Origin of the sequence: Marilutibacter maris (assembly GCF_003233695.1) — a bacterium.
GTDB lineage: Bacteria > Pseudomonadota > Gammaproteobacteria > Xanthomonadales > Xanthomonadaceae > Marilutibacter > Marilutibacter maris.
Genome location: NZ_CP029843.1, coordinates 296,672 through 313,873, shown reverse-complemented (window position 1 = coordinate 313,873; position 17,202 = coordinate 296,672). Strand labels below are relative to the sequence as shown.

The 17,202-nt window shown below is 71.1% G+C and carries 16 protein-coding genes; 6 read left to right on the top strand and 10 right to left on the bottom strand.

Going from position 1 to position 17,202, the window contains the following annotated elements; all coding sequences use genetic code 11:
• Positions 1 to 21: 21 nt before the first annotated feature.
• The gene (gene tatA, locus C9I47_RS01415; protein ID WP_111265151.1) at positions 22 to 255 is read right to left on the bottom strand and encodes a Sec-independent protein translocase subunit TatA; all 234 of its coding nucleotides are present in this window, start codon (positions 253 to 255) and stop codon (positions 22 to 24) included.
• 126 nt (positions 256 to 381) lie between these two features.
• Positions 382 to 1,242 (bottom strand): lipid-binding SYLF domain-containing protein, encoded by an 861-nt coding sequence (locus C9I47_RS01410; RefSeq protein ID WP_407067535.1) that lies wholly within the window; start codon positions 1,240 to 1,242, stop codon positions 382 to 384.
• A gap of 221 nt (positions 1,243 to 1,463) precedes the next feature.
• On the opposite strand from C9I47_RS01410, the gene hemH reads away from it, so the two are divergent.
• Both hemH and C9I47_RS01400 read left to right on the top strand, forming a co-directional pair.
• A complete protein-coding gene (gene hemH, locus C9I47_RS01405; RefSeq protein ID WP_111265149.1) occupies positions 1,464 to 2,471 on the top strand; it encodes a ferrochelatase in 1,008 nt (335 codons plus the stop codon).
• Between the two features lie 11 nt (positions 2,472 to 2,482).
• Positions 2,483 to 3,349 (top strand): alpha/beta fold hydrolase, encoded by an 867-nt coding sequence (locus C9I47_RS01400; RefSeq protein WP_111265148.1) that lies wholly within the window; start codon positions 2,483 to 2,485, stop codon positions 3,347 to 3,349.
• Between the two features lie 27 nt (positions 3,350 to 3,376).
• On the opposite strand, the gene C9I47_RS01395 is transcribed toward C9I47_RS01400, so the two are convergent.
• From C9I47_RS01395 to ttcA, 4 genes are all read right to left on the bottom strand, one after another.
• Positions 3,377 to 3,940: a hypothetical protein gene (locus tag C9I47_RS01395; RefSeq protein ID WP_111265147.1), complete on the bottom strand. Its 564-nt coding sequence runs from the start codon at positions 3,938 to 3,940 to the stop codon at positions 3,377 to 3,379.
• A gap of 155 nt (positions 3,941 to 4,095) precedes the next feature.
• Entirely contained in the window at positions 4,096 to 4,887 is a 792-nt protein-coding gene (locus tag C9I47_RS01390) for a YgjP family zinc-dependent metalloprotease (protein ID WP_111265146.1), read from the bottom strand.
• Between the two features lie 334 nt (positions 4,888 to 5,221).
• Complete coding sequence (locus C9I47_RS01385; RefSeq protein WP_111265145.1) at positions 5,222 to 6,124, bottom strand: recombination-associated protein RdgC; 903 nt, start codon at positions 6,122 to 6,124, stop codon at positions 5,222 to 5,224.
• A gap of 54 nt (positions 6,125 to 6,178) precedes the next feature.
• On the bottom strand, positions 6,179 to 7,075 hold the full coding sequence (ttcA, locus tag C9I47_RS01380) for a tRNA 2-thiocytidine(32) synthetase TtcA (RefSeq protein WP_111265144.1): 897 nt from the start codon (positions 7,073 to 7,075) through the stop codon (positions 6,179 to 6,181).
• A 101-nt stretch (positions 7,076 to 7,176) separates the two neighbouring features.
• Here ttcA and C9I47_RS01375 point away from each other — a divergent pair, with 101 nt between their 5' ends.
• Entirely contained in the window at positions 7,177 to 7,395 is a 219-nt protein-coding gene (locus C9I47_RS01375) for a YdcH family protein (protein ID WP_111265143.1), read from the top strand.
• 78 nt (positions 7,396 to 7,473) lie between these two features.
• Here C9I47_RS01375 and plsB read toward each other — a convergent pair whose 3' ends face one another.
• The 3 genes from plsB to C9I47_RS01360 form a co-directional block, all read right to left on the bottom strand.
• Positions 7,474 to 10,293, bottom strand: a complete 2,820-nt coding sequence (gene plsB, locus C9I47_RS01370; protein WP_407067490.1) for a glycerol-3-phosphate 1-O-acyltransferase PlsB — start codon at positions 10,291 to 10,293, stop codon at positions 7,474 to 7,476.
• Positions 10,294 to 10,359: 66 nt separating this feature from the next.
• The gene (locus C9I47_RS01365; protein WP_145985394.1) at positions 10,360 to 11,337 is read right to left on the bottom strand and encodes a hypothetical protein; all 978 of its coding nucleotides are present in this window, start codon (positions 11,335 to 11,337) and stop codon (positions 10,360 to 10,362) included.
• 336 nt (positions 11,338 to 11,673) lie between these two features.
• Positions 11,674 to 12,591, bottom strand: coding sequence for a 5'-nucleotidase, lipoprotein e(P4) family (locus C9I47_RS01360; protein ID WP_111265141.1), 918 nt, complete (start codon positions 12,589 to 12,591; stop codon positions 11,674 to 11,676).
• A 71-nt stretch (positions 12,592 to 12,662) separates the two neighbouring features.
• On the opposite strand from C9I47_RS01360, the gene C9I47_RS01355 reads away from it, so the two are divergent.
• Entirely contained in the window at positions 12,663 to 13,322 is a 660-nt protein-coding gene (locus tag C9I47_RS01355; RefSeq protein WP_111265140.1) for a YceH family protein, read from the top strand.
• Positions 13,323 to 13,350: 28 nt separating this feature from the next.
• On the opposite strand, the gene C9I47_RS01350 is transcribed toward C9I47_RS01355, so the two are convergent.
• Positions 13,351 to 15,348 carry a UvrD-helicase domain-containing protein gene (locus C9I47_RS01350; protein ID WP_111265139.1) on the bottom strand — a complete coding sequence of 666 codons (1,998 nt, stop codon included), beginning with the start codon at positions 15,346 to 15,348 and terminating at the stop codon, positions 13,351 to 13,353.
• 185 nt (positions 15,349 to 15,533) lie between these two features.
• On the opposite strand from C9I47_RS01350, the gene C9I47_RS01345 reads away from it, so the two are divergent.
• Together C9I47_RS01345 and C9I47_RS01340 are read left to right on the top strand one after the other, a co-directional pair.
• Entirely contained in the window at positions 15,534 to 16,421 is an 888-nt protein-coding gene (locus C9I47_RS01345; RefSeq protein ID WP_111265138.1) for a methylglyoxal synthase, read from the top strand.
• Between the two features lie 31 nt (positions 16,422 to 16,452).
• Positions 16,453 to 17,076, top strand: a complete 624-nt coding sequence (locus tag C9I47_RS01340; protein ID WP_111265137.1) for a thymidine kinase — start codon at positions 16,453 to 16,455, stop codon at positions 17,074 to 17,076.
• Positions 17,077 to 17,202 lie beyond the last annotated feature (126 nt).

Genomic DNA, 17,202 nt, shown 5'->3' with positions numbered 1-17,202 from the left:
CGGAGCCGGATGCCGCCGCGGTCAGCGCGGCGTGCGCTCGTCTTCGGAGTTGTGCTCGCTGCGGGTCTGTTCGGACCCGGCGGCATCGTCCTTCGGCAACTGCGCGGCGGGCTTGTCGTCGTTGGAAACCCCATCCTTGAAGCCCTTCACCGCTTCGCCCAGATCCTTGCCGACGTTCTTCAGTCGCTTGGTGCCGAACACCAGCACCACGATCAGGAGCACGACCAGCCAGTGCCAGATGCTGAAACTACCCATGGGGATGCCCGTTGCGTGTGGGATGACAGGATACCGCAGCGCCGATGACAACCCATCGTCGCGGGCGGCGGGGTGGCGTCCGCCGTGCCCCGAACGGGCGCAGCGGGCGACGGACGGCGCCGACGGTCAGGGCAGCGGCTCGGCCTGGACCGGCTCCTCGACCGTCTCGAACGGCTGCGGCTGCGGCGGCTGCGCGGTCGGCTCAGCCAGCGGGGCGGTCTCCGCCGGGGCCTGCACGGTCGTCGCCGGCAGGGTCGAGGCGGCCGGGCGCGGGGCCGGCTCGCCGTCGTCGCGACGGGCGCGGGCGAGCGCGGTCGCTTCCTCCAGCTGGTCGCGGAAGTCCACCACCGCGTTCGACGGCTGGCCCTGGGCGCGACCCTCGAAGATCATCCGCGGGGTGGTGTCGCGGCCGTAGACCGCCTCGTTGGCGGCATCGTCGATGCTCAGCACCGCCCCGTCCAGGGCGATGCCGGCGAACAGGCCGCGCGCGCGCGACCACGACCAGATCTCGGCCTTGAGCTGGCCGTCGGTGGCGGTGGCGGCATTGCGCCCGACCGGGCCGGCGGCGACGCCGGCATCGGCGCCGAGGGTCACCTTGCCGTTGACGATCGAGTCCAGGCCGCGCGCGTTGCGGAACACCAGCACCACGTCGGCGGACTGCACCCCGGCCTGGAGGCCGACGCTGCCGCCGGTCAGCTTGACGAAGCTGGGTTGCGACCAGGTGCCGTCCGGATTCTTGACCGACATCAGGCCGTGGCCGCGGCGGCCGCCGACCACCAGACCGATCTTCAGGGTGTCGGGCACGACGACGATGCCCTTGGCCTCGTCGAGCAGCTTGTCGGGGATCGCCGATTCGGGGATCGCCTGGATGTCGCCCAGAACACGGACCGCTTCGCGGGCGCGCTCGTCCTCGGTGGAACCGGCGACCGCGGCGGTGGCGGCGCACAGCAGAGCGGCGGCGGCGATGGCGCGGACGGCGCCGGGCAGGACGCGGGACATCGGCTTCAATGACATTGCGGGCTCCGATCATGGGCGCGCGGCAGGGCCGGACGCCACCGTGGGGTTCGTGGTGATTGTGGTGCAGCGGGGGCGGGCGCGAATGAATCGGCACGAAATCCGCGCCCGCGGAAGGGCGTCGATGCTGAACCGGACCTGCGCACCTGTCATCCTATACCGATACCGGAAGCCAGCCGCCTGCCCGCGACCCGATGCCCACATCCCCCGCCACCGCCCCCTCTTCCTCCGCCGCGCCGGCCGGCGACACCGCCCTGGTCGTCGTCAATCTGGGCACGCCCGAGGCGCCGACGCCGGCCGCGGTCCGCCGCTACCTGTCCGAGTTCCTGCACGATCGCCGCGTGGTCGACCTGACCCGCTGGCTGTGGTGCCCGCTGCTGCATTTCGCGATCCTGCCGCTGCGCTCGCCGGTGGTCGCGCGCAAGTACGCCAGCATCTGGATGGACGGCGGCTCGCCGCTGGCGGTGCATACCCGCGACCTGGCCCGCGCGCTGCAGGACGCGTTGCCGCAGGTGCGCGTGGTCGACGCGATGCGCTACGGGCAGCCGGCGCTGGCCGAGGTGCTGGACATGCTGCGCCGGGAGGGCCGGCGCCGGATCGTGGTGCTGCCGCTGTATCCGCAGTACTCGACCTCGACCACCGCCTCGGTCGGCGACGTGGTCGCGCGCTTCGCCGCCGCCGCGCCGGACCCGCACGCCCTGGAGCTGCGGATGGTCGAGGACTACCACCTCGATGCCGGCTGGGTCGCGGCGGTGGCCGACTCGATCCGCGAGCACCGCCGCGGTCACGGCGACGACGGTCACCTGTTGTTCTCGTTCCACGGCCTGCCGCGCCGATTCGTCGAGCGCGGCGACCCCTACCAGCGCCAGTGCGAGGCCAGCGCGGCGGCGATCGCGGCCGCGCTGGGGCTGGACGACGCGGCCTGGTCGCTGAGCTACCAGTCGCGCTTCGGTCGCGAGGAGTGGCTGTCGCCTTCGACCGAGGACACCCTGGCCGCGCTGGCCGCGCGCGGCGTCCACGACGTCGACGTGGTCGCGCCCGGCTTCGCGGTGGACTGCATCGAAACCCTGGAGGAAGTCGCGATGATGCTCGCGGAAGGTTTCGCCGAACGCGGCGGCCGGTTGCGCTACATCCCGTGCCTGAACGCACGCCCGCAGCACGCACGCGCGCTCGCCGGCCTGGTCGGACCGTTGCTGGGATGACGGCGCCGGAGATGCTGCGCGAAATCGTGCTCGATACGCCGCTGGGCCGCATGACCGGCCTGCGCGGAGGCCGCTCCGACGGTGCGCGGGTGCTGGCCCTGCACGGCTGGCTCGACAACGCCGCCAGCTTCGCGCCGATCGCGCCGCGGCTGGACGGGATCGACCTGGTCGCGCTCGACCTGCCCGGCCACGGCCGCAGCGCCCACCTGCCCGCAGGCGCGGACTATTCGTTCGCCGGCGCGGTCAACGCGGTCCTCGACGTCGCCGACGCGCTGGGCTGGGAGCGCTTCGCCCTGCTCGGTCACTCGATGGGCGCCGGCATCGCCAGCCTCATCGCCGCCGCCTGCCCGCAACGGGTCGAGCGACTGGTCGCGATCGAAGCGCTGGGCGCGCTGGCCGACGTGCCGGAAAACACGGTGGCGCGGATGCGCCAGGCGATCGCCTCCAGTCGCGCGCTGCGCGGCAAGTCGCTGCGGGTGTTCCCCGACCTGGCGCTGGCGGTGCGCGCGCGGATGGCGGCCGGCACCCAGGTCGGCAGCCGCCTCGCCGAACCGGCCGCGCGGCTGCTGGTCGAACGCGGCACGGTGCCGGTGGAGGGCGGCTTCATCTGGTCCAGCGACCCGCGCCTGACCCTGCCGACCTTCCAGCGCCCGATCGAGGCCCAGGTCAACGATCTGGTCGCCGGGATCGAATGCCCGACCCGGGTGATCTTCGCCGACCCCGCCCAGCCCTACCTGCCCGACCCGCTGCGGCGCGAACGCGCGGCGCTGCTGCCGCGCGGCGAACTGGTGGTGATCGAGGGCGGCCACCATCTGCACATGGAGGACCCGGCCGCGGTGGCGGTGGCGATCGGCGACTTCTTCCTGCGTCGGGACTGAGGCCCGCGGCCGGCGCCGCAACGCGCGCTACTGGCGCTCGCGCAACTGCAGGCCGATCTGCACCTGGCCGTCGGCGTCGCCGTTGATCGACACCACCGCGTTGCGTGCGTCCTTCTCGAACGCCAGCATCGCGTTGTCGGCGTCGTGCTGCATCGCCATGGTCTGCTTCCAGCCGCTGGCCTGCATCGCGTCGCGCGCCTCGGCGAACAGATCCATCGCCTTGCCCTCGGCGCTCAGACTCAGGACCCGGGTGCCGGAGACTTCCAGCACGCTGCGGACCTGGTAGTCGCCCGGCAGGTAGACATCGTCCGGGAAGTCATCCGGCAGCCGCAGCGATTCGCCGCTGGCGACCCGCATTTCGCCGTTCCCGGTCTTGAAGGTCATCTGGTCGCCATCGCGCTCGACCTCGACCTTCTGGCCCGAGGCCGCCGATATCGCGGTCTCGGTGATCCGCTCCTCGGCCGACTTGCCGCAGGCCGCCAGCAGCGCGGCCAGCGCCAGCGCGGCCGCGGCTCGGAGCAGCCGCCTCGCTTGCGGGCATTGGCCATGGTTGTGGGCGGCATTCCAGGAGGCGGACAGGTTCCGGGTCATGAGCGTCTCGACGGCTAGGGTTGAACGGAATCGAACGGTCGACGGGACGGCCGATCGATGTACCGGCGGCCGTCGTCATGACTTAAAACGCAATAAGCGGGCGCAAGAGGACATCGGCGGCCCCATCGCGCCGGAACCGGCCCGATCGGGCCCCCTCAGGCCGCCAGCAGCGCCCGCATCATCGCCTTCAGGCGGCGGCCCTCGGCATGGAAGTAGTCGCGCTCGGCCCGCCACTGCGGGAACCGCGCCTCGACCTCGTGCCAGAACGCGCGCGAATGATCGGCCCGGACCAGATGGCACAGCTCGTGCACCAGCACATACTCGAATGCCGACGGCCGCGCCAGCACCAGTCCCAGGTCCAGCGCCATCGTGCCGTCCGGGGCCAGCGACCCCCATTGCGACGACATCACCTTGAGCCGCACCCGCCGCGGTGCGCGCGGCAGGGTCGGCAGGTAGTGCGGCAGCCAGCGGCCGACATCGGCACGCGCCTGGGCCTCGTAGAAATCGCGCAGTGCGCGGCGCAGCGCCGCATCGCCGGCACGGGCGCCGGTCGTGAACGTCAGCGCGCCGGTGTCGTCCTGGTGCAGGCGGGTGAAGCGACCTTCCTGCCAGTCCAGGGCCGCCATTCCGCCGCGAAGCGGCAGCGCGCGGGTCTCTCCGCGCACCAGGGTCGGCAGTGCATCGACGGTGTAGCGGGTGATCTGCGCGGCCAGCCAGTCGCCGTGCTCGTGCAGGAAGCGCTCGGCCGCGACCAGCGATGAGCGCGGCGGCAGGGTCAGCCGCGCGCCGCGTTCGTCGACCGACAAGCGCAGCCGTCGCGCACGCGGATCGCGCACGCGCATCAGCTCGATCAGACGCCCGTCGGGCAGCGAGAATTCGACGGCTTCGCGCTCCACCCGGCCAGAGGCGGCGGGCCTGGGCGCAAGCAGGCGGAAAGGAGGAGTCATCGACGGATGGGCAATTGCACTGCTGCACTACGGCCGGGGGAATGCATGCGACTTGGCACGCCATCGCCCATCCGTGGACGCAGGCATGATACTCCCAGCCAGGGGCATCGGTGTTTCAACGCAGACACTTCGATGCGACACCGCGATGCGGGTGTCGGCGTCGTCGGCGAATGAGCGGTCCGATGCGGGCGATGTCGACCGCGACCACGCTCACCGGACGGTGCCCTGCGCGCTGCGGAACACGAGCGAGCGGTTCCGGAGCGCGTCAATGCACGTCCACGCGCCCGTTCGCGGCTATCAACCGGGGAGGTTCACCGGGCCGGGTTGGCGAAGCTCAGTCGGCCTTGCTCAGTTTCAGCGCCGACTCCAGCACCGCGAACAGGCGCTTGGTCTCGCCCGCCATCAGCGCGAAGCGGGCATCGAGCTCGGCGCGCATGTCCTCGGTCTCGGTGTTCTCCAGCTCGTCGACCGCGCCGTCGAGCAGCTTGAACTTGCGCACCACCAGGTCCTCGCCGAGCACGAAACTGACGTGATCGTCGAGATTGAGCGCGAGCCGGGTGACCTGCTTGCCGGACTCCAGGTGCTTGTTGATCTCGTCCGACTGCAGCTCCATGCGTTGCACCTTGACCACCGCGCCGTCGTCGACCGGGTCGCGCAGCTCGCACTCGTCGCCGAGCGAGAGGCCTTCCGGCAGCGGCTCGCCGGCGACCCAGCCGGTCAGCACCGCGCGCGGCGCGACCTCGGCGTTCAACGGCAGCGCCGGGAAGCTGCCCAGCGCGCGACGGATCTCGCTGACCACGGTTTCGGCGCTCTTGCGGCTGGAGGTGTCGACCACGACGATGCCGTGACCGCAATCGATCAGCGCATCGGTGCGACTGGGCTTGATGAACGCGCGTGGCAGCAGGTCGGTGATCAGCTCGTCCTTGATCCGCTTGCGGGTACGGCCACCGGGCCTGCGCCCTTCCTTGTGCTCGATCTCGGCCAGTTTCTTGGCCAGCATGTCGTTGACCACGCTGCCCGGCAGCAGGCGGTCCTCGCCGCCGACGGTCAGCCACATCGCATCGCCGACCGAATGCGACATCTCCTCGGCTTCACGACCGAACGGCGAGATGAAGCCGCGGCTGGACAGCTCGAGCGGACCGACCGGCTTGAGCTGGCACTCGTCCAGGCCGCTGTCGAGATCGTCGAATTTCTGGGTGGTCGGAAAGCGGAACAGCGTCAGGTTGCGAAAGAACATTCAGGGTCCAGATCGGGGTTCGTAAATGAGGGCGCGCGCGTGGCGGGGCCGCGGTCAGTCGTCGCGCTCGTGCGGTTCGCCGGCCAGCCAGCCGTGCGCATCGGCGGTCGCGTCGCCGCGACGGCCGAGGGCGAGGAAGTCGAACAGTCTGCCGTCGCTCAGCTGCGACGGCCGGATGTCGCCCAGCGCGCGCGAGATGGTCTCGATGCGGCCGGGGGATTCGCGTTCCCACGCATCCATCATCCGCTTGACCTGCTTGCGCTGCAGGTTCTCCTGCGAGCCGCACAGGTTGCACGGGATGATCGGAAACCGCTTCAGCTCCGCGTAGCGGGCGATGTCGTCCTCGCGCACGTAGGACAGCGGGCGGATCACCACGTGCTTGCCGTTGTCCGACAGCAGTTTCGGCGGCATGCCCGAGAGCTTGGCGTGGAAGAACAGGTTGAGGAAGAAGGTCGCCACCAGATCGTCGCGATGGTGCCCCAGCGCGATCTTGTTGTAGCCGTTCTCCTCGGCCCAGGTGTACAGCGCGCCGCGGCGCAGGCGCGAGCACAGCGAACACATGGTCTTGCCCTCGGGCACGACCCGGGCGACGACCGAGTAGGTGTCCTGCTCGATGATGTGGTGGTCGACCCCGTTCGAGCGCAGGTAGTCCGGCAGGACGTGCTCGGGGAAGCCAGGCTGCTTCTGGTCGAGATTGACCGCGGTGATCGAGAACGAGACCGGCGCCTTCTTCTGCAGCTGCAACAGCACGTCCAGCATCGTGTAGCTGTCCTTGCCGCCGGACAGGCACACCATGACCTTGTCGCCGTCCTCGATCATGCCGAAGTCGGCGATCGCGCGGCCGACCTGGTGGCGCAGGCGCTTGGCCAGCTTGTTGGCCTCGTGGGCGGCACGGCGCGGGTCCGCGGCGCGGCGCGGCAGGGGTTCGGCGAGGGGCAGGATCGTACTCATGGACCGCCCATTCTACTGGAGCGCGGAGCCGCCACGGCGGCGGGTCCGGCACCCCCGACCGGCGTCATGACGCCGGGACGGCGGCGCGCTAAGCTCGGCGGATGCTCGAGACCGAAGAACCCGCCGTCATCTCCCGCCGCCTGACCGAGCTGCGGATGGAGCATCGCGACCTCGATGCGGCGATCGAGCGCCTGGCCGCGCTGCATGCCGGCGATCCCCACGACGACCTCGCGCTGAAACGGATGAAGAAGCGCAAGCTGTGGCTGAAGGACTGCATCGCCCGGCTGGAGAGCGCGCTGATCCCGGACGAGCCGGCCTGACCGCGACGCGGCCGGGCCCGGCTCACCCGCAGGCCGGGAACCGTATCCCATGAAGGCGCCGGACCACGGCGCGCGCCCTCATCCCGCTTCTGCCGCCCCCGGCGCCGCGGCGCCGTCGGTCCGCGCCATCTCGGGGCTGACCTTCTCGATGGTGTGGCGCAGTTCGCGGCCGAGGATGAACTTGGCGTCGCGCGCCCAGCCGTCGAGGCGCTCGTCAAAGGCCAGCTTGCTCTGCTCGTCGCTCCAGACCAGGCCCAGCTCGCGCAGCTTGTGGATGAAGCCGCGGAACAGGGTCTTGTCGAAGAACTCCGGCGCCGCCGGTGCGTACAGCAGGCTCAGCCGTTGCGCGGCGAGCTGGCACAGGCTCTCCAGCTGGCCGGCGCTGAGGGTGCCGGCGCCGTTCTTGGCCAGCACCGAGATGGTGATGTAGTAGCGCTCGAACGCCTGCTGCAGCGAGTGGCCGATCGCGCGCAGGCGGAACACCTCGTCGGTCTGCCCGGCGTTGCGGGCGAGGATGCCGCCGTCGTCCTCGCTGACCTGCTGCAGCAGGCCCTCGCGGATGAACACCTCGATGGTGGCCTCGATGCGGGCGGCGAACTCGTCCTCGCTCCACGGCAGGAACAGCTCGGCCTGCAGGAACGGATAGACGCTGCGCCCCAGCCGCAGCAGTCCGGCACGGCTCATCCGGCGGTTGTTCTGGAAGCAGCAGGCGACCCACGAGGCGGCGGTGAACAGGTGCAGGACATTGTTGCGGAAGTAGCTCAGCAGCACCGCGTTGTCGCCGCCGACACCGAGGATGTCGCCCAGCGGATGGGCGGTGCGGGTCAGCACGCCGATCTCCTCGCCGTGGGCGATGATCTGCTCGGGCGTGTGCGGGGTGACGGTGACCCGGTCGCCGTAGGGCACCTCGGCCAGCAGGGTCCGCGACAGCGCGATCTGGGCGAGCAGGTCGCGCTCGCCCATCGCGTGCTTGGGCGTGGACAGCAGCGCCATCGCCAGCAGGTTGATCGGATTGACGTCGGCGGCGCGGTTGACGTTGACCTGGATCCGCTGCGCGAGCGCGTCGACGGTCTCGGCCAGCCAGCCCGGCTTGGCGTCCTCGGGCAGCGGGCGCCGGTCCCAGTCGGTGGCGTGCTCGCCGAGCATGTCGTCGAGCCGGATCGGTTCGCCGAAGTTCACCACCACCTGGCCGTAGTTGCTGCGCAGCACCTTGGGGATGCCGACCAGCAGCTGCCAGATCGACTCCTTCTCCTTGGGCTTGCCGGACAGCTCGTCCAGGTAGCTGCCGCCCTCCATCAGCTTCTCGTAGCCGATGTAGACCGGCTGGAACAGCACCGGACGGGTCGGCTGACGCAGGTAGGCGCGCACGGTCATCGCCAGGGTGCCGCCCTTCGGCGGCAGCAGCCGGCCGGTGCGCGAGCGCCCGCCCTCGATGAAGTACTCGATCGAGTAGCCGCCGGAGACCAACTGCGCCATGTACTCGGTGAACACCGCCGAATACAGCGCGCTGCCGCGGATGCTGCGGCGGATGAAGAACGCGCCGCCCTTGCGCAGGATGGTGCCGACCACCGGCAGGTTGAGATTGACCCCGGCGACGATGTGCGGCGGCACGATGCCGTGGGTGTACAGCAGGTAGCTCAGCAGCAGGTAGTCCATGTGGCTGCGATGGCAGGGCACGTAGACTACTTCGTGGCCGGGCGCGTCCTGCTTGAGCTTGTCCAGGTGGTGCACCAGCACGCCGCGGTAGATGCGGTTCCAGATCGGCGCGAGGATGAAGCTGGCCGAGCGCACCACCGGATGCGAGTAGTCGGCGGCGATCTCGTAGGCGTAGGCATGCGCCTTCTTCCAGGCCTCCGGCAGCGACGACTTGTCGCGCCGCGCCTGGTCGGCGATGGCCTCCTTCACCGTCGGCGACGACAGCACCCGGTCGACCAGCAGGCGCCGGGTCGACAGGTCGGGGCCGATGATCGCCGCGCGGATGCGGCGGAAGTGCGCGCGCAGCACCCGCGAGACCTTGCGCACGGTGCGCTCCGGCGGCAGCCCCTCGTCGGTGACCCCGCGCAGCGACACCGGCGGCGCGAACCGGACCAGGGTGTCGCGGCCGTTGAGCAGGATCGCCAGCAGGCGGCGGAAGCGGCCGACCAGGGCCCAGTTCTCTGAGAACAGCACCGAGAACCAGCCGCTGTTCTTGTCCGGGGCGCGGCCGACGAAGATCGACACCGGCACCAGTTGCACGTCCAGATCCGGCTGATCGCGGTGCGCGGCGAGCAGGCGCGCCAGCGACTCCGAATGGCTCTTGCCCGACGGCGGCGCGGTACCCAGCGGCGAACGGGTGGCGTTGCGCCGCGACAAGGCGACATAGGCGCGCTTGCGGCCCAGTGGATCGCCCGGCAACGGCTGCAGCGGCGACGGCAGCCCGGCCTGCTCGCAGGCGCGGTCCAGGACCAGGGCATTGGACAGGCCGTAGTCCTCCAGCACGTAGCAGATCGGGCGCCCGCGGCCGTCGTCGTGGGCCGCCGGCTCGGCCGGCTCGATCGTCAGCGAGACCCACGGCTCCATCATCCAGCCCAGCAGCCGCGCCCACAGCGGACGGCGGCTGCGCGGCGTACGCGCGGACGCGGACGCCGGCTCGGGCTCCGGCATCGGCATCGGCAGGGGAGCCTGCCTGGGATCGGGCTCCGGGTCCGGCGCGGTCGCGTCGCTGTCCGCGCCGGCGCGCACGCCGTCGGTGTCGCCGGCAGCGGTCGGCACGGCAGCCTCGGCGCCCGCCTCCGCGGTGCCCGGCGCGGTCGCGCCGGTGGCGTCCGTCGCAGGCAGCTCGACACGCAGGCCCGGCGGCGACGGCGCCTCGGCGGAGTTCGGGAATGGCAGGGGTGTCTGTTTCGGCATCCGCATCATTATGCCGGTTGACCAGACGGTGGCGTGCGGTCGTTCAGGATCATGGCCGCCGCCCGGGCCGGCGCCTCAGCGTGCCGCGGCCGCCGTTTCCCCGTCCGCGCCGGGCGCCTCCTCCGGGGACGGGTCGGGCGCCGGCGCTGGCGTCGCCTCCGGCGCCACCGGTCCGGCGGCCGTTTCGGCATTGCCCAGCAGGTCGCTGAGATACCAACGGCCGTCGCGGCGCTCCAGATTCAGCACCGCGTCGACCGGCTGCCCGGCCAGGCTGTACTGCAGCCGCACCCGCGCGGTGTCGCCGGTCTGCTCGATCAGGGTCAGCTCGACGCTGGCCAGGGCCGCGTCCAGGTCGAGGCCGTAGCCGGCCAGGACCTGCTTGAGCCGCTTCAGGAACGGTGCGATCCGGGTCAGGCCGCGCTCCATTCCGGCCTTGGCGAACGCCCCGTCGCCGGCCAGGCCGGTCAGGCGCGCGGCCGCCACCAGCTGGGCCAGTGCCGGCTGCGCGCGCTTGCGATCGGCCAGCGGCGCCCGCTGGCCCCAACCGCTGATCGCCGCCGCCACCTGCACGTAGTGCTCGCGCTCGGCCTCGCTGTAGCCGGGCTCGCTGCCGATGAACTGGGTCGCGAACAGGCCCAACGCCGAGGCGGTGGCGCGCAGCTCGCGGTCGGCGCCGGCGAACTGGCGGTCGTAGCTGGCCATCAACTGCTTCTCCGCGTCCGGCGCCGCCAGCGCGGTGATCATCGCCGGGAACTGCTCGTCCAGCGGCAGTTCGGTGAGCGGCCAGATCGTGCGCCCCTCGCTCCAGGCCAGTTGCAGGCGCGCATGCAGCGCCGGCGGCACCGCGTGGCGGGCGTAGGCGACCAGATCGTCGCGGCGCAGGTCGTCGACCAGTTGCGCGACCGCCTCGGTCGGCCGCGTCGGCACCGCCTCGGCCTCATCGTCGCCCGGACCCGCCCGGCAGGCGGCCAGCACCAGCGCGAGCGCAGCGACGGCGGCCAGCCACCGGCTTCGATATGCCGGCCCCGGCACGGCGGTTGGAATTCCTGGCATGACGCAGCGCTCCCCGATCGCTGGCCGCATCTTGGCGTCCGGGCCACGCAGGTACAAGGCGGGTTCCTGCGACTGTCGTCACAACCCGCCACCCTGCCCCTGGAATGACCCGATCGGACAAGGCCGCCGCACCGCCGGCCGATCGGCAACGCGCGGGCAAAGAAAAAGGAGGCCGTGGCCTCCTTCAAATCCGGCACGAGTCCGGAGGACTAGCGAGTTGTGGCATGGCTCCGGCAGCGCCGGACGGGGATAAGCCTACCCGCCCGGCAATGCTGATGCAACACTTTAAATTACTCGTGATAAATAATTGAATTTATTTGAATATTTGAGTTTAAGTCAGGGCGCCATGTCGAGCGCGGCGCGCTTGCCGGCGCGGCGCACCTCGATCGGCTGGCTCCAGTCGTTGTTGAACGCGGCCGGCTCCCACGAGCCGTAGGTCGGGTTCGGCAGCATCCACCAGCGCTCGCCGAACCAGTCGCCGTATTCCTCCATCAGTGGCTCTCGGCCGGCGGCGGTGTTGTCGAGGACCTCGACGAAATCGCCGAGCTGGTCGCCGAACTGCATCAGCACCCGGTACTGGCGACCGGCCAGCTGGCGGCGGCAGACCTTCTCGCTGCCATTCTGCTCGCAGCCCTCGACGAAGGTACCCAGACCGAGGAACACGTCCTCGCTGGCGACCGGCATGCCGACCTCGCGCAGGTTGGCGAGGGTCGCCTCCTGCAGATGCTCGGCGCGGTTGGACAGGTACAGGATGGTCACGCCCTTGGCCGCGGCCGCCGTGGCGAAGTCGAGCACGCCCGGGACCGGCTTGGCCTTCTTCTCGGCGACCCACGCCGCCCAGCTGACCTCGTCGTAGGCCTGACCGTCGCGGATCAGGCGCGCCTGGTAGGGCGAGTTGTCGAGCACGGTCTCGTCGACGTCCATGATCACCGCCGGCTTGAGCGAGCCGTCGAGGCCGGCGGTGCCGGCGCGCTCGGACGGCACCAGCGCGTCCCAATGGGCCTCGGACAAGGCCTTGTCCAGATGGTCGGCGGCGGCCTTGTAGGTCTGCTCGGTCAGTGCCTGGTACTCGGACGAGGTCTGCACCCACAGCACCGCGTTGAGGTTGTCGTCGGCGGGCACCTCGGCGGTCGGCGTCGCCGCGGAGCGCTGCGGCTCGGCCTCGTGCTCGGGCGCGGTGAAGGACACCGGCTTGCAGGCGCCGAGCGCGAGAACCGACACGGCAAGCAGGGACAGGACGGGAATACGGCGCATCTGGCGATCCGGCTTGAACGGGGCGGCGAGTATATCGGAGGCTAGGGTTCCTCCCCATGACAGGACCCCGGATGGATACCCCGCTGCCACGGCTTTCCGCGCATCAGGCCCGCGTGCTCGGCTGCCTGATCGAAAAGGAGGCGACCACGCCCGACGTGTATCCGCTCACCGTCAACGCGGCCCAGGCCGCCGCCAACCAGAAGACCGCGCGCGAGCCGGTGATGCACCTGGACCCGGGCGAGGTACAGCATGCGCTGCGCCAGCTCGAACAGGCCGGCCTGGCCAAGCAGCATTTCTCCTCGCGCGCGGAACGCTACGCGCATCTGGCCGACGGAGCGCTGGGCCTGGTCCGTCCACAGGTGATCCTGCTCGGCCTGCTCCTGCTGCGCGGCCCGCAGACCGCCTACGAGCTGCTGGCGCGCAGCGAGCGCATGAGCCGGTTCGAGGACATCGACGACGTGCGCCATCACCTCGAACGCCTCGCCCAGCGCAGCCCGCCCCTGGTGACACAACTGCCGCGCGGCGGCGGTCAGCGCGAGGACCGCTATGCGCACCTGCTGTGCGGGCCGGTGAGCGTCGAGGCCACGGCCGTCACCCGCGACGACGACGCCCCGGTGCGGGAACGGGCCGACGAAACCGCGCTGGAGGCGCGGGTGGCGACGCTGGAAGCCGAAGTGGCCGAGCTCAGGACCCGGCTGCAATCGCTGCTGCCGCCCGAGCCCGCGCCGTAGGAAACACGAGGGGCGCCGCGGCTGCGGCTCAGCCTTCCTCCAGCAGCGCGCGGATCGCCGCCAGGCCGGCCTGGGCGCGCTCCTGCTTGCGCGCCGCGTCGGCCTCGGGATCGGCGCCGTCACGCTGGATCTCCGCCGCCGGCAGCTCATCGAAGAAGCGGCTGGGCTGCAGGCGGATGCGGTCGCCCCAGCGCTGGGTCTCGCGGCAGTGCGACAGCCACAGCTGCTGCTTGGCGCGGGTGATGCCGACGTACAGCAGCCGGCGCTCCTCCTCCAGGCTGCCCTCCTCGACCGCGACCTCGTGCGGCAGGGTGCCGTCGTCCATGCCGACGATGAACACGTAGCGGAACTCCAGACCCTTGGCCGCGTGCAGGCTCATCAGCCGGACCTGGTTGCCGGGCTCGCCCTTGTCCGCGTGCGACAGCAGCGCCAACTGCGCGGCCAGCTCGCCGGGGCCGCTGCCCTTGCCGCCCTCGAACCAGTCGGCCAGCTCCTCCAGGTTGGCCTTGCGGCGCTGGAACGAGGCCTCGTCCTTGCACTGTGCGCGGATCGAGGCCAGCAGGCCGCTCTTCTCGACCAGCACCCGCACCAGCTCGGCCGGGGCCAGCCGCTGGGCGTCGCCACGCAGCGAGCGGACGATGCCGACGAAACCGTCCAGTGCGTTGCCGGCGCGCGGCGCCAGTTGCTTGAGCACGCCGACCGACTCGGCCGCGCGCGACATCGGCATGTGCGCCTTCTGCGCCATCTCGGCCAGCTTGGCCAGGGTGGTCGCGCCGACCTCGCGGCGCGGCGCCTGCACCGCGCGCAGGAACGCCGCGTCGTCGTCGGGATTGGCGACCAGGCGCAGCCACGCCAGCGCGTCCTTGACCTCGCCGCGCTCCAGGAAGGCGGTGCCGCCGGTCAGGTGATAGGGCACCTTCAACAGTTGCAGCGCCTTCTCCAGCGCGCGGCTCTGGTGGTTGCTGCGGAACAGGATGCAGAACTCGCCCCACTCCACCCGCTTGGCGGTGGCGACGAAATGGATCTCGGCGGCGACCTTCTCGGCCTCGTGGGCGCCGTCCTTGCACTCCCAGATGCGGATGCGCTCGCCGTCGGCGTTCTCGCTCCACAGCGTCTTCAGGTGCTCGTGCGGGTTGTGCGCGATCAGCGCGTTGGCCGCGCGCAGGACCCGGTTCGAGCAGCGGTAGTTCTGTTCGAGCTTGATCACCCGCAACGCCGGATAGTCGACGCCCAGCGAGAGCAGGTTGTCCGGATTGGCGCCGCGCCAGGCGTAGATCGACTGGTCGTCGTCGCCCACGCAGGTGAACAGGCCGCGCGGGCCGGCGATCGCCTTCAACAGCCGGTACTGGGCGTCGTTGGTGTCCTGGCACTCGTCGACCAGCAGGTAGCCGATCCGCTCGCGCCAGCCCAGCCGCGCGTCCTCGTCGTTCTCCAGCAACTCGACCGGCAGCCGGATCAGGTCGTCGAAGTCGACCGCGTTGAAGGTGCTCAGCCGCGCCTGGTAGCGCGCGTACAGCTGCGCCGCCTCGACCTCGCGCTGCGAGCGCGCGACCGCCAGCGCCTGTTCCGGCGACAGGCCGGCGTTCTTGGCGCGGGAAATCAGGTTGCGGGCGTTGTCGAGCGCTTCGTTCTTGACGGCCGTGGACTTGCCGTCCATCGGCAGCAGGTCCTTGATCTGGGCGGCGCTGTCGTCGGAGTCGAACACGCTGAAGCCGCGCCGCAGGCCCAGCTTGGCGTGGTCGATCTGCAGCATCTTCAGGCCCAGCGCGTGGAAGGTGCAGACGGTCAGGCCCTCGGCGGCGTCGCCGCGGATGCGCTTGCCGACGCGCTCCTTCATCTCCTTCGCCGACTTGTTGGTGAAGGTGATCGCGGCGATGCGCCGCGCCGGCATCCGTCCGGACGCGATCAGGTGGGCGATCTTCTCGACGATCACCCGGGTCTTGCCGCTGCCCGCGCCGGCGAGCACGAGCAGGGGACCGTCGGTGTGCTCGACGGCGGCGCGTTGGGGGGGGTTGAGGCCGTGCATGCGAGAGGTCCTGGTGCGGGCGACAGTGTAGCGAAGCCGCCGCCGCGGCCGAACCTTGACAGCGGCGCCATGGTTGGCCGATAGACTGTCGCTACCGCACCGCAACATCGCCCGCCCCCGAGCCGCCCGGCGCATGCCACCCGGCATGCCGACGCCCGCGGCCCCACCGCACGAGGAACCGCCCGATGCGCATCGGCCTGGCCGCCAACCGCCTGCACCACGCCAGCGAGGACGCGGCGCTGTTCCGCTGGCTGCGCGCCTGCGAACCCGGCATCCGCGAACTGCAGCTGGGCCTGCACGCGGTCGGTCGCACCCACGACGCGATCGCCGCGGCGGGCATGCTCGCCGGCTACCGCGGTCTGCATCGCTATCCCTACGGCCGCGACGGCGGGCTGATGAAGCTGGTCGCCGAGGTCGTCGGCCTGGAAGACGACGGCCAGATGCGCGAACTGGACGGCGCGATCTACCTGATCGACCCGGTCGACCCGTCCTCGACCTTCCCCGAGGCGGTCGCGCTCAAACGCCAGTGCGTGATCCACGGCAAGCCGTTCGTGTCGACGGTGGCGTCGGCACGCGCCTGGATCGAACAGGAACGGATACTGGCCGGCTTCGCCGCCGACCCCGGCGCCGACCGCCTGTTCGAGCACCGCGACCAGACCCTGGCCCTGATCGCCCACGATGCGATGAAGCCGGCGATGCTGGCGTTCGCCGCGGCCCATTTCGACCTGTTGTCCGGCTTCGCCCAGCGGATCGGCACCGGCACCACCGGCGAACGCCTGAACGAACTGGCCTGGAGCCGCGGCTGGCCGGCCGGCACGCCGTGGGTGCAGCGCTACCAGAGCGGCCCGCTCGGCGGCGACGCGCAGATCGCCGACCGGGTGCTGGAGCGGCACTGCCAGCGGGTGGTGTTCTTCGAGGACCCGCACGTCGCCCGCCAGCACGAGGCCGACATCCAGTTGCTGGAGCGCGCGGTCACCACGGTCACCGACGACGCGGTCTGCGCGACTTCGCCGGCGATGGCCACGCGCTGGATGGCGGCGGTGGCGAAGCGGCAGGCGGCGCGCGGCGACTGACAACCTCCGCCCCCGCGCCTACACTTTCGCGATGGCGAAGCTGTACTTCTACTATTCGGCGATGAACGCCGGCAAGACCACCACCCTGCTGCAGTCGGCGCACAACTACCGCGAGCGCGGCATGCGGGTGGCGATCCTGACCCCGCGCCTGGACGACCGCGCCGGCAGCGGCCAGGTCGCGTCGCGGATCGGCCTGCAGGCGACCGCGACCGCGTTCGCCCAGGACGACGACCTGCAGCGGCTGGTCGAGCGCGACATCGCCGAACACGGCAAGCTCAACTGCGTGCTGGTCGACGAGGCGCAGTTCCTGAGCAAGTCGCAGGTCTGGCAACTGAGCGAGGTGGTCGACGCGCTCGGCATCCCGGTGCTGTGCTACGGCCTGCGCACCGATTTCCGCGGCGAGCTGTTCGAGGGCAGCCAGCACCTGCTGGCCTGGGCCGACGAGCTGAGCGAGATCAAGACCATCTGCCATACCGGCAGCAAGGCGACGATGGTGGTGCGGGTCGACGCCCAGGGCCGCGCCGTGCACGAGGGCCCGCAGGTCGAGATCGGCGGCAACGACCGCTACGTGTCGGTCTCGCGCGCCGAGTACAAGCGGGTGATGCGCGGCGAGGGCCGGATCGAACCGGTGCAACCGCCACTGCCGCTGGGCTGAGCCGCCGGACCGCAATGCCGGGCCCGGTCACCCCGGCGCGCGACGCCGAACCCTGAGAGCCTGTTCAAGGTCCACGGCGTAGCCCGCGCCGGGGCTGCAGGCATGCCCTGCTGCGCGGCCGCTGGC